Raw genomic sequence first — 12,759 nt, 5'->3', positions numbered from 1 at the left:
TGGACTCTCCGTGTGACCCGCTGGGGTACTTCTGTGCCAGAGCGGCATCCGCAGCCACCTGAACAGGAATTATGTCGATGTTCTCTTGACGCTTGATTGCGTCAACATTCTGTCTATGACGACATGAAGTTAGATTTCTGCCAAACTATTGACCTTATATTGGCCATCCTAAACAATCACCAAGGTAATGTCACATTGATATTTTTACCTTAGCCAAGGGCCAATCAACAGCAAATGCGTTGCGTCATTAAAACAGCGCAATGGCACAGAGCATGCGGGCCCAAGTGATGACAGCGGCCAGAAATCACATGCTTTTCAACCGTTCGTCGGGCTCAATAGGACCGACAGCGTCAACAGAAGGTCAATTTTGTTTATTGACGCCGCATTCCTCAGTCTCGTAAGCATAAACCTTGCCGATTACATGTCCGAGAATGGCTCGAGGTGCTGCAAATTTTCAGGCTGGCTCACCGCAGAATAACTGGCAGCCGAAGGCGCTCATCGCCTAAACCAGGCCTTGCCACGCGCCTGCGATTATCGGCCAGAGTCGACCAAGGAGGTGGGCTTTAAGGCATGAATTTTACCTAACATGGGTTGCACGACCGCCAGCAAACCAGCGCCTGATAAATGACATTAAGCTAGGCTGTAATGACAGGCCCAATACATGTCGTTTCTCTGCTCCTTTCTCAGCAGCTGAAGCCTGGGTTGCAGAGTGATTCAGAAATGAAACGTTTGTCTGCTGATCAGCGTCATGTAGTAAAGAGACCAATACAGTTGTTTACTCACCACCTTATTCAAGGCGACCATTGGCGACACACTGCATCGCTCGCTGCACGCCTGCCGGGCGCCGACATGCATTGCCCCACTGAATGCCTGAGTTTGCTGCCATTAAATGATCGGCAGCCAGCTCACCCCCACCCACCACAAGGATGAAGAGAGCGCCGCGTGGAATCAGAAGTCAGTCGAGTCCAGCTCAACCATGACCCACGTAGTCAGCACGACGATCCTTTGCTGGATAGTCTGCTGAGCTTGTGTGTACTGCACCAGAAACCTGCCAGCCGGGTCATGCTTACCACGGGCCTGCCTTTGCCCGCCCAGCGCCTGAGCCCCGAGCTGCTGCCCCGTGCGGCGGCCAGGGCCGGCCTGCAGGGCCGCCTGTTGCAGCGCAAGCTGGAGCAGATCCCAAGCATCGCCATGCCCGCCATCCTGTTGCTCAAGGGTGGACGCAGCGCTGTGTTGCTCGGGTGGGAAAACGAAGACACCGCGCGGCTGTTGCTGAGCGAAAGCGATGGCGGCGAAGTGCAGGTCAGCCGCGAGACGCTTCAGGACGACTACAGCGGGCGAGTGTTCTTCGCTCAGCCGCAGCACAAATTCGACGTCAACCATGGCAACTTGATCCCGCGGGCCAAATCCTGGTTCCGAGATACGCTGCTGCGCAGCAAGTGGCTGTACATCGATGCCATCGCCGCCAGCCTGGTGATCAACCTGATCGCCCTCGCCGCGCCACTGTTCGTAATGAACGTGTATGACCGGGTCGTTCCCAACCAGGCGACCTCGACCCTATGGGTGCTGGCGGTCGGTATCGCGGGTGCCTATATCTTCGACCTGATCCTCAAGGGTCTGCGCGGGTTATGCCTGGACCTTGCAGGGAAAAAGACCGACCTGATCATTTCGGCGACACTGTTCGAACGCATCGTGGGCATGTCGATGAAGTATCGGCCGGCCCGAGTAGGTAGCTTTGCCCAGAACATTCACGAGTTCCAGGGATTACGTGACTTCCTGGCGTCGTTGACGCTGACCAGCCTGATCGACTTGCCGTTCACGGTGCTCATCCTGATCGTCATTGCAATCATCGGCGGGCACCTGGTGTGGATTCCGATCATCGCCTTCCCGCTGGCCCTGGGCATCGGCTATGCACTGCAGCGGCCGCTGATGGCGACCATGGAGCGGACCATGGCGCTGGCATCGGAGCGCCAGTCGAGCCTGATCGAGACCCTGGCAGGGTTGGACGCGGTGAAGGTCAACAACGCCGAGAGCGAGCGACAGTACATGTGGGAGCAGACGCTCGGTACCCTCAGCCGGCTGGAGTTGCGCGTCAAGGTCCTGTCGAGCCTGGCGATGAACATCACCCTGCTCATTCAGCAGCTGGCAGGGGTGGCGATGATCTGCGTGGGTGTCTACCTGATCATCGACGGCAACCTGAGCATGGGCGGCCTGGTAGCGTGCTACATGCTCAGCGGCCGTGCCCTTGGGCCGCTAGGGCAGCTCAATGGTCTGCTGGCTCGCTACCAGCAAGCCAAGGTGACCATGGTGTCCACCGACCACATGATGGAGCTGCCGCAAGAGCGCAACTTCGAAGAGCGCCCGCTCAGCCGCAGAGTATTGCAGGGCAGCGTAGAGTTCCGCGGCGTGGACTTCACCTACCCCAACCAGCAGAACATGGCGCTTAAGAACATCAACCTGACCATCCGCCCTGGCGAAAAGGTGGGGATCATCGGGCGCAGCGGGTCGGGCAAGAGTTCACTGGCCAAGCTGATCGTTGGCCTGTACGAGGCCGATGGCGGCTCATTGCTGGTCGACGGCGTGGATATTCGCCAGATCGATGTCAGCGAACTGCGCCACAACATTGGTTATGTGCCCCAGGACATTCAGCTGTTGGCGGGCACGCTGCGGGACAATCTGGTCAGCGGGGCCCGCTACATCGACGACGAAATGATCTTGCAGGCGGCCGAGCTTGCGGGCGTGCATGAATTCGCGCGGCTGCATCCGGACGGCTACGAGCTGCAGGTAGGCGAACGTGGGCAGAACCTGTCCGGCGGGCAGCGTCAGAACGTGGCCTTGGGCCGCGCCTTGCTGTTGAACCCACAGATCCTGCTGCTCGACGAACCCACGAGCGCCATGGACAACACCGGCGAGGAACGCTTGAAACAGCGCTTGCAGGCTGTGGTGGAAAGCAAGACGGTGCTGCTGGTGACTCACCGGGCTTCGCTGCTGTCACTCGTGGACCGCCTGATCGTGATCGATCGCGGGCAGATCGTTGCCGATGGCCCGAAAGCGGCCGTCATGGATGCGTTGAAGAAGGGGCAGATCAGTGTCGCATAAGCTGGATTTCGGGCAACTCAAGGAAGGCCTGCGGCGTTACTTCAAAGGCAGTGACTCGCTGGGCGGTCAGCCGCTGCCAGAGGTCAACAAGGCCCTTATCGAAGATGCGCCGCGTGTGGTGCGCCTGACGATCTGGGGCGTCATTCTGTTCTTTGTATTTCTGATCGTCTGGGCCAGTTTTGCGCCCATCGATGAGGTGACGCGTGGTGAGGGCAAGGCCATCCCGTCATCCAAGGTGCAGAAAATCCAGAACCTGGAAGGCGGCATCGTGGCGGAAATCTTCGCCAAGGAAGGCGAAATCGTCGAGGTGGGGCAGCCTCTGCTGCGCCTGGATGAGACCCGCTTCGCCTCCAACGTGGGGGAAACGGAAGCCGATCGGCTGTCCATGGCCCTGCGAGTTCAGCGCCTGAGCGCAGAGGTTGACGGCAAGCCGCTTGAAATCGACGAAGAATTGCGCAAGGCCGCACCTAGCCAAGCGGCCAGCGAAGAATCGTTGTACCAGAGTCGGCGCCAGCAGCTTCAGGACGAGATTGGCGGACTGCAACAGCAACTGGTCCAGCGCCAGCAGGAACTTCGCGAGTACAGCTCCAAGCGCGGGCAGTACGCCAACAGCCTTGAGCTACTGCGTAAAGAGATCAGCATGTCGGAGCCTTTGGTCGCGACGGGTGCCATTTCCCAGGTGGAAGTGTTGCGCTTGCGTCGTGCCGAGGTTGAAAACCGTGGTCAGCTCGATTCCACGTCGCTGGCCATCCCCCGTGCCGAAGCGGCCGTTCGAGAAGTACAGAGCAAGATCGAGGAGACCCGCGGCAAGTTCCGAAGCGAGGCGCTCACCCAACTGAACGAGGCCCGGACCGAACTGAACAAAGCGACCGCTACCAGCAAGGCGCTGGATGATCGTGTCCACCGCACCATGGTCACCTCGCCTGTACGGGGTATCGTCAAGCAGTTGCTGGTCAACACCATCGGCGGCGTGATTCAGCCAGGCAGCGACATCATTGAGGTCGTGCCGCTGGACGATACGCTGGTCATCGAGGCCAAGATCCTGCCAAAGGACATTGCCTTCCTGCACCCGGGCCAAGAAGCCACGGTCAAGTTCACCGCGTACGACTACACCATCTACGGGGGGCTCAAGGCCAAGCTCGAGCAGATCGGCGCCGATACCATCACCGACGAAGACAAGAAGACCACGTACTACCTGATCAAGCTGCGTACCGACCGCAGCCATCTGGGCACCGATGACAAGCCGCTGCTGATCATTCCCGGTATGGTGGCGACGGTCGATATCATGACCGGCAAGAAGACCATCATGAGCTACCTGCTCAAGCCCATCATGAAAGCCCGCTCCGAGGCCTTGCGCGAACGCTGAGGCGGTGCCCGCACGGTCTCGTGCGGGCCCTCATTACTGTGGGTCAGCGCTTATGGTGCGCCCAAGGGGCAGGTTCACCCACCAACTGCCCCTGAATCCCCCCTACACCCATTTCGCAGAGCACTGCGCGCTCGCCTTCGGTTTCCACGCGCTCGGCCACCAGGGGCAGGTCGATGCTGTGCGCGGCACGCTGGATCGCCTCGATGAACAAACGTTTGTGCTGCTCATGGTCGATGTTGCGGATGTAGCTGCCATCAATCTTCAGGTAGGCCAACCCAAGGTGGGACAGATTGCCGATCATGCTGAAGCGCCCGCCAAACCGTTGCAGTGCCAGGCCGAAGCCAAGGCTATGCAGCCTTCGGGTCAGTTTCTCCAACGCCGGCTGGTCTGGTAGCTGCTCTTCTCCGATTTCGAACACCAAACGCGATCCGAGAGCGACGTTCTGGCTGAGCAGTTCGAAAATGCGGTGCAGAGCCTGGGCGTCCGCCAAGGTAGCGGCGGAGAGGTTCAGCGCCAGCACCTGGTCGTGGCCACGCATGTGCGCCAGCACCTTCTGCAGCACCAGAAGGTCCAGCCTTGGCATCCAGCCAAAGCGCTCGAGCCAAGGGAGGAATCGACCGGCTGGCAGCGCCTCGCCTTGTCGATCCTTCAGGCGGGATATCACCTTGTGGTGCAGCACATGCTGGGCAGTTGCACAATCGACCACCGGCTGGAAGAACAGCTCGAAGTGGCCGTTGGTGAAGGCCTGGTCGAGGCGCTCATGCCAGTCGTGCTGGCTGTCGGCAGCCACGGCAGCGACGCCTTGCTCCAGGCAGACCCAACCTGGGGTTGGCTGGTTCTCCGCGCGTGCCAGGGCCTCATCAGCCAGTTTGAGTAGGGCTGGGGGAGCGTCGCCCGGGCTGAAGGGGGCCAAGCCGATGCAGGCCACCGGTTGAATATCGGTAGCGCCCGTCTCATGCAGGCTCTGCAGCGTGGCCTCGAGCGCCTGGGCCAGCTGTATGGCTTCTTCATGCACCATACCAGGTGCCAGTACGGCGAATTCCCCACCACGGCTGCGGGAAATCAGGTCGTTGGTTTCCGGGAAGCTCGCGCAGGCGCGGCGCAATTGCTCACCAACCGCCTGCAGCAACTGATCCGTGCGCTGGCCCCCTAGACGCGCGTTGAGGCCCGCCAGGCCTTGAACCCGAAGCAACAACAGGTAGCCTGCCCGTGCTTCCTCAAGGTTGCTGACCCGAGCATTGAGCTGCATTTCGAAATAGCGACGGTTGGACAGGCCGGTCAAGGTGTCTTGGTAGGACTCGGCGCGTAACCGCTCGCTGCGCTCGGCCTGCTCGGTGAACAGTGCCTTGAGCTTTTCGACCATCTGGTTCATGGCCTGGACAACGCGCCTGAGCTCGGGCGTGCGGGGCAGTTCAGGCAGGCTCAGGAATTCACGCCTGGCGATGGCATGGGACTGTTCGACCATGTAGTCCAGCGGCTTGAGCTGCCGGCGCAGCAGCAACGCGCCCAGGATGGCGCTGGCAGCACCACAGAGCAGTAGCCAGCCCAGGCTGCCCAGCGCGCTTTGCCAGAGCTTGGCAATGGCGAACATGGGGTGGCTGATGACCTCGACGCGTGCCGCCTGCTGCCAGCCACGGCTGACCAACGCATCACCGCCGGCAGCTTCCAAGCCGATCAGGTGAACGAACCAACGGGGTACGCCCCCAGGGTCGGGTTCGGCATGGCGCTCGACGAGCACCGTATTGGAAGCCAGGTCCACCACCTTGATACTGGCGTAGTAGCCACTGTCGAAGATCGAACTCACCATCAGCTCGACCATGGCAGGGTCATCGATATTGGGCGTAAGCGACAGGGCCAGCGCAGTGGCTGCATCCTGTGCATGCGAGCGCAGCTGGTTGACATACTGGCTTCGCGAACTCTCCAGGCTGACCATGAAACTGCCGGTGAACGCCACTACCAGGAACAGGCAAATAGCCAACAGCAATTGTTTGAACAGTGACATCTGTGCTCCTTCAGTAAACCGGCTCGGCCGGGAAGCCTTCGGCCTGCATTTTTTTCAATAGGTCCTGCCAGCGCGACAAGCGCTTGGTGTCGCCCACTTTCTTGTTGCCACCGGCGCCTGTCAGCCATAGGCCTTCACCGTTGAAGGCATAGACGGGCAACAGGTCGGGACGCTGGCTGGCTGGCTTGATCGCGTCCATCAGGCTGTCGAGCACCAACGGCTGCGCCTGGGGCGTTGAATAATAAGTCAGTACCATGTGTGCCCGGTTCTGTCGCAAGGCCTTGACGTAGGTGATCCGCAATTTCTCGCTGGGGATGCCCATGCGCCTGAGGCTGAAGTACTTGGCGATAGCGTAATCCTCGCAATCGCCAGCCCCTTTTATCAGTGCTTGGACCGGCGTTGCCCAGTAATCGACCTCGTGCCATAGATCGATATCCTCGACGTAGCGCAATTGTTGGTTAAAGAACCGGTTGACCACCTGCAGACGCTCAAGCTCTGTCCCCTGCTTCTGGGTGGCCATGAGGTTTTGCCAGGCATCGATCCGCGCTTTGCCCTCCCCCAAGGGCCCGTACAGCGCTTGCGACTTGCGACTGATCTGGGCGAAATCCCAGTCGGCATGCAAACCGCCCAGCAGCAGGCCACCCAGCAGCGCAGCCAGGGCAACTCGGTGCAGCACGGTTTTGAGCATCGGGGTGATCGCCACTGCCAAGCCCTGTCCAGGCCAGTCAAAAGAAGCGATGGTGCGGCCTGACACCGCAAAAGACAATGGCACATCGCGATCATCGGCCTCCCGGTCGGCGTCCGCCGCATCAACGCTTGCCGCGCGGGTCATGTCACTTCCTTTGCAGAGCAACTTCATCCACCATAGCCGCGCCCTGAGGCATGGCTTTGTAGAAGCCGGCATTTGACACGTCATACAGCTATAACTGTGTCATTGGATCCAACTTTGGTAATCGTTTAAGGCAGGCGTTGCGTGGCCGACAAAATCAAACTGAGCAGCGTGTTGAACAGTGAACAGTTGCTGCCACATCTGGCCCGCGGCGTTATCGAAGAACGCGTGCGCGGTGCCATTCTCGAGGGTCGTTTGCCTCCCGGAACGGCAATCAGGCAACAGGAATTGGCGACACTTTATGGCGTCAGTCGTATGCCCGTGCGTGAGGCGTTGCGTCAACTGGAGGCGCAGTCACTGTTGAACGTGGAGCTTCACAAGGGCGCAGTCGTCGCGCCGCTGATCGGCGAGGATGCGGCAGATGCCTACGACTTGCGTGTTCTGCTCGAGAGCGAGGCGTTGCGCCAATCCATTCCGTTTCTGACGGCTCAGGACATCGCCAAGGCCCGCAGTTGTATCCAGCAACTGGAAAACGAGACGCGACATGCCGAGATTGCTCGCCTTAATCGTGAGCTTCACATGGTGCTGTATAGCAAAGCAGCAAACCAGAAACTGCTGCGCTTGATCGATAACGAATTGATGCAGGAGGAGCGGTTTCTGCGCTTTCATCTTTCGTCGATGGGCCTGGGCAAGCTCACCCAGGACGATCACACAGCCTTGGTCGATGCTGCCAGTGCCAAACGTGTGAACGATGCGATTGCGGTATTGGAGCATCACCTCAACAGCGCAGCTGTGACCATTCGAAGGTATTTGGACAGCCAGCGACCCCACTGAATGGCTTGGGTATCGACAGGTAGGTTGCAAAATCTCGCGCCGGGCGAAACAATGAGACTAATTATCATTTAAGCCCTGACAGCTGTGTCTCATGCCTAGCAACGATCTCGTGCAAACCCTCTACAGCGCTCATCATGGCTGGCTGCACACCTGGCTGCGCCACAGGCTTGGCAATGCGGCCGACGCTGCTGACGTAGCTCAGGATACTTTCATGCGGCTGTTGCAACGCCGCGAGCATCTGCAGATACAGCAGCCCAGGGCGTTTCTGCGCACGGTGGCGCGCGGGTTGATCATCGACCATTGGCGTCGAGAGGAACTGCACAAAGCCTATCTGGAAGCGCTGGCGCGGGTGCCTGAGGCTAACACCCCCGATGTTGAGACCCGCGAGCTGTTACTGGAGCTACTAGAACGTATCGCCAAGATGCTCGATGGTCTCAAGCCAAAGGTGCGCACTGCTTTCTTGCTAGCCCAATGTGAAGGCTTGCGGCATCAGGAAATTGCACAGCAGATGGGCGTATCGGTGAGAACGGTGGAGCGCTACATTGCCGACGCGCTTTATCACTGCTACCTGCTGCGCTATGAAGCGTAATGTCACAGTTTATGCCTAGCCCTCATCCAGACGCCAAGACAGTCAGACAGGCAATCCAGTGGATGCTGAAACTTCGCCACAGCGAAGACCCGGCTCTAAACGAACGCATCGCGCAGTGGCGGGCCGAGGCTGCGGCCCATGAGCTGGCCTGGCAGCGCGTCCTGCACTTGGACCAGGACTTGGACATGCGCCACGTGCCCGCTGCGGGGGTTGCACTGCAGACACTGGAGGCCAGTCATCGCCGCCTTGAGCGGCGGCAGACGTTGAAGTTGCTGGGCACCGTTGCCCTGTTCGGATCGGCTGCATGGCTGAGCAAGGACTTGAGTATGGTGCAGGCCTGGTCATCCGACTACGCGACAGCCACGGGCGAGCGCAGACACGTGACATTACCCGACGGCTCTCGATTACAACTCAACACCCGCAGTGCCGTGGACGTGGCCTTCACCAGGCAGCAATTGGCGATCGACCTCAAGCGTGGGGAGGTCATGCTGGACTGTCGACAGGCAGGTCCTGGACAAGCGCCAGTCACGCTGCGCACCAGTACCGCATCGTTGCAAACCGTCGGGGGGCGCTTCGTGGGGCGTGCGGAGGACGATTGCCTGCGGGTGGTCGTCAGCGAGGGGCGGGTATTCACCCGCAGGCAGGGCACCGGCCTGATCCAATGGCTAGAGCCAGGTGGAGAATGGCGCGTCACCGCCACTGGTGCCGAGCACGTGGCGCCTTCAGGGATTGACGCGATGGCCTGGACCGAAGGCCTTATCGTCGGCAAGAACATGCTGCTCAAGGATTTCCTGACGCAGATCAGCCGATACCGCCGGGGTTATCTCACCTGCAGCGATGACATTGCTGAGCTTCGCTTGTCCGGGGTATTCCGCCTTCAGGATCCAGAGCAACTGCTGCAATTGCTGCCTACCACGCTTCCCGTTCAAGTCCGTCAGTTGACGCGATGGTGGGTGCGCGTGGAGGCGCTGGGCCATGCCTAGTCTTTGATCAACAAGGCCTGATTCTAATGTGTCGGGTTTTGGCCGCGCATCCGGCTAGGTCAGTGAGAAGAATCTCCTGCACACTTTACGGACGCTTTCATGTCAACCAACCGGGTAAAACTGTACGCCTTTGGCGCGAATGATTTTCGACCTGTCTTGCACTCAGATTTGCTGAGCAATGCCATCCGCGCTGCCTTGCTGGGGACGGCGCTTGGATTGGCCATGGTGCCTGACATGACACTCGCCGCTGATGCCTCGCAGGTCAGCTCGACCTATGCCATTGCGCCTGGCCCCCTGGATGAAGTGCTCAATCAATTTGCCCGTCAAGCTGGCATCACGCTTTCCAGTACACCGGCACTCACTCAAGGATTGCAGTCCAAAGGCCTTCATGGACAGTACTCAGCTGAGCAGGCGCTAGGGGTGCTGCTGGCTGGAAGCGGTCTGACAGCAGCGAACCAAGGAAACCGAACCTTCATCGTACAGGCCCAGCCAGCGGAGGCAGCGCTGGCGTTACCCGATACGGATATTCGAGGCTTCACCCTTGGCAATGCTCTGGGGAGCATGGAGGGTTATAACGCCACCCATAGCCAGATCGCCACTAAAAGCAGCCTGGCATTGGTCGAGACGTCTCAATCGGTTTCGGTGGTAACCCGGCAACAGATCGACGACCAAGGCTCTCAAACCGTCGCACAGGCCATGCGCTATACCCCAGGCGTGATGACCAACCCCTATGGTGCGACGCACCGGTATGACTACGTGGCCATGCGAGGCTTCAACGATGGCTCGGTGGATAACATCTATGTAGATGGCCTCAAGTCCATGGGGGACAACGGCACCTACAGCACGATGCAGGTCGACCCCTATTTCCTGGAGCGGATCGATGTCTTGAAAGGGCCCTCTTCGGTCCTATATGGCCGTAGCTCACCGGGTGGATTGGTCGCACTGACCACCAAGAAACCCGTGTACACCGCTTTTCATCAAGTTCAAGCATCGGTCGGCACGCAAGGTCAGCGCGGGCTGGGCTTCGACACCAGCGGCCCATTGGATTCAGACAAGCGTATTGCCTACCGTCTGACCGGTTTGGCAGACGCTTCGGATACGCAGTTCGATCACAACAAGGAAGAACGCTACGCCATCGCCCCGTCGCTTAGCATCGACTTCAGCGAAGACACATCGCTGACCCTGCAAGCCTACCTGCAGCATGATCCAAACGGGGGCTATCACGGTGGCAACCCTGCAGACGGAATGCTGAGTAAGCGTAATGGGGTACGCCTGTCGAATCACTTCTTTGAAGGGGAGCCGGGCATCGATAACTACGAGCGCACCCAGCAGTCGTTCAGTTATCAGTTCGAGCATCGCTTCAACGATGTATTTACCGCGCGGCAGAACTTCCGCTACCAGGACTCGGACGTGTCGATGGACCAAGTGTACTCGGCAGGTTGGGCAGATGCCGACAGTACCGTACTGAACCGAGCCTACACCGGGGGTGATGAGCGGCTGCACTCCTACATCATCGACAACATGGTCCAGGCTGAATTCTTCACCGGCATCGCCAAGCACACCCTGCTGCTGGGCACGGATTACCAGCGTCGCAAAGCCGATGTCTCGTGGCGCTATGGCACTGTAGACCCCCTGGATGCGGCTAACCCGCAGTATGGTAACGGCAACCTGCAGGTGCTTGGTGAAAACCGATACCAACGCCGGTTGCAACAGACGGGGGTCTATCTGCAGGATCTGGTGGAGCTGGATCAATGGCGCTTCTCACTGGGCCTGCGCCAGGACTGGGTCAAGGTATCAGAGGACAATCGCGATACCGATACCAGGGTCAGTGACAAGCGGTCCAACTTCACGACTCGCGCTGGGGTGCTCTATCTCTTCGAGAATGGCCTGGCGCCGTATGTGAGCTATTCCGAGTCCTTCAACCCGAATACCGTGTCCGATCAAGACGGAAAACCGCTCGCTCCTACCGAGGGCACACAGTGGGAAGCCGGCATCAAGTATCAGCCACCTGGTAGCGACAACCTGTATACCGCCTCGGTGTTCCGTATCGAGCAGGAGAACCTGGCTTCCAAACAACCTGACGAAGACTTCTACAGGCCTGTTGGTCAAGTGCGCTCACAAGGGTTGGAGCTCGAAGCGCATGTGCAGGTTACTGATAATCTGAAACTGCTGGGTGGCTATACCTACACCGACATCGAGTACTCGAAGTCGATGCCTAGCCTGGTATCCAGCGGTCTGGACAACAAAGGCAATTCGCCCACCCAGGCCCCGGAGCAAATGGTCTCGCTGTGGGCCGACTACAACTTCCGGCAAGGCGCGCTCGATGGGCTTAAATTGGGCGGTGGTGTGAGGTATGTGGGGCATAGCTGGGCCGATGCAGAGAACAGCCGCAAGGTGCCTTCCTACACATTGGTTGATGCCTCGTTGGGCTATGACCTGGGTAAGCTGGGTTTGAAGGGCTTGGATGTCCGCCTGAATGCCAACAACCTGACCAATCAGCGCTACATCACCTCGTGTGCCAGCTTGAATTACTGCTATATGGGCGAAGAGCGCAATGTCAGCGCCACAGTGAGCTACCAGTTCTGAAGCGCACAGCGGGACAGCCGCTTATCAGAAGCTAGCTATGTGGGGTGTTTAACCCGGAAAGAAAAAGCCCCTGTCTGCAACGCAGACAGGGGCTTTTTGTTTGAATCTTGACGATGACCTACTCTCACATGGGGAAACCCCACACTACCATCGGCGATGCATCGTTTCACTGCTGAGTTCGGGATGGGATCAGGTGGTTCCAATGCTCTATGGTCGTCAAGAAATTCTGTGTGCTGGCCCGTCGTCGACGTGCATGCGAATCTCTGTAGTTCCTACTTAAAGACAAAACCCCTACCTGCATGCGCAGATAGGGGTTTTGCGAAATGAATCTTGACGATGACCTACTCTCACATGGGGAAACCCCACACTACCATCGGCGATGCATCGTTTCACTACTGAGTTCGGGATGGGATCAGGTGGTTCCAATGCTCTATGGTCGTCAAGAAATTCTGTAGCCAGAATGTCCTGTTG

The 12,759-nt window shown here is 58.9% G+C and carries 8 protein-coding genes and 2 rRNA genes; 6 read left to right on the top strand and 4 right to left on the bottom strand.

The window, feature by feature from the left end; translation table 11 throughout:
• Window positions 1–942 precede the first annotated feature (942 nt).
• Together CWR53_RS00680 and CWR53_RS00675 are read left to right on the top strand one after the other, a co-directional pair.
• Window positions 943–3,099: a type I secretion system permease/ATPase gene (locus CWR53_RS00680; protein WP_028687928.1), complete on the top strand. Its 2,157-nt coding sequence runs from the start codon at window positions 943–945 to the stop codon at window positions 3,097–3,099.
• Window positions 3,089–4,465 (top strand): HlyD family type I secretion periplasmic adaptor subunit, encoded by a 1,377-nt coding sequence (locus CWR53_RS00675; RefSeq protein WP_100850569.1) that lies wholly within the window; start codon window positions 3,089–3,091, stop codon window positions 4,463–4,465. Before CWR53_RS00680 ends, CWR53_RS00675 begins: the two co-directional genes overlap by 11 nt.
• A 43-nt stretch (window positions 4,466–4,508) precedes the next feature.
• Here CWR53_RS00675 and lapD read toward each other — a convergent pair whose 3' ends face one another.
• A complete protein-coding gene (gene lapD, locus CWR53_RS00670; protein ID WP_100850568.1) occupies window positions 4,509–6,467 on the bottom strand; it encodes a cyclic di-GMP receptor LapD in 1,959 nt (652 codons plus the stop codon).
• Window positions 6,468–6,477: 10 nt separating this feature from the next.
• On the bottom strand, window positions 6,478–7,239 hold the full coding sequence (lapG, locus tag CWR53_RS00665) for a cysteine protease LapG (RefSeq protein WP_178102757.1): 762 nt from the start codon (window positions 7,237–7,239) through the stop codon (window positions 6,478–6,480).
• A 201-nt stretch (window positions 7,240–7,440) separates the two neighbouring features.
• Between lapG and CWR53_RS00660 the strand changes: the two genes are divergently transcribed.
• From CWR53_RS00660 to CWR53_RS00645, 4 genes are all read left to right on the top strand, one after another.
• On the top strand, window positions 7,441–8,130 hold the full coding sequence (locus tag CWR53_RS00660) for a GntR family transcriptional regulator (RefSeq protein ID WP_058606120.1): 690 nt from the start codon (window positions 7,441–7,443) through the stop codon (window positions 8,128–8,130).
• A gap of 91 nt (window positions 8,131–8,221) precedes the next feature.
• Window positions 8,222–8,719, top strand: coding sequence for a sigma-70 family RNA polymerase sigma factor (locus tag CWR53_RS00655; RefSeq protein ID WP_100850567.1), 498 nt, complete (start codon window positions 8,222–8,224; stop codon window positions 8,717–8,719).
• A gap of 11 nt (window positions 8,720–8,730) precedes the next feature.
• Entirely contained in the window at window positions 8,731–9,702 is a 972-nt protein-coding gene (locus tag CWR53_RS00650; protein ID WP_100852567.1) for a FecR domain-containing protein, read from the top strand.
• A 171-nt stretch (window positions 9,703–9,873) separates the two neighbouring features.
• Window positions 9,874–12,288, top strand: coding sequence for a TonB-dependent siderophore receptor (locus CWR53_RS00645; protein WP_309147996.1), 2,415 nt, complete (start codon window positions 9,874–9,876; stop codon window positions 12,286–12,288).
• Window positions 12,289–12,393: 105 nt separating this feature from the next.
• On the opposite strand, the gene rrf (CWR53_RS00640) is transcribed toward CWR53_RS00645, so the two are convergent.
• Together rrf (CWR53_RS00640) and rrf (CWR53_RS00635) are read right to left on the bottom strand one after the other, a co-directional pair.
• Window positions 12,394–12,509: ribosomal RNA gene (gene rrf / locus CWR53_RS00640) — 5S ribosomal RNA — on the bottom strand.
• A 107-nt stretch (window positions 12,510–12,616) separates the two neighbouring features.
• A 5S ribosomal RNA gene (gene rrf, locus CWR53_RS00635) occupies window positions 12,617–12,732 on the bottom strand.
• Window positions 12,733–12,759: the final 27 nt, after the last annotated feature.

This window comes from Pseudomonas sp. SGAir0191, from assembly GCF_002812565.2.
Lineage (GTDB): Bacteria > Pseudomonadota > Gammaproteobacteria > Pseudomonadales > Pseudomonadaceae > Aquipseudomonas > Aquipseudomonas parafulva_B.
The sequence above is the reverse complement of the archived record's forward strand: the minus strand, read 5'-3'. Positions and strand labels throughout refer to the sequence as shown.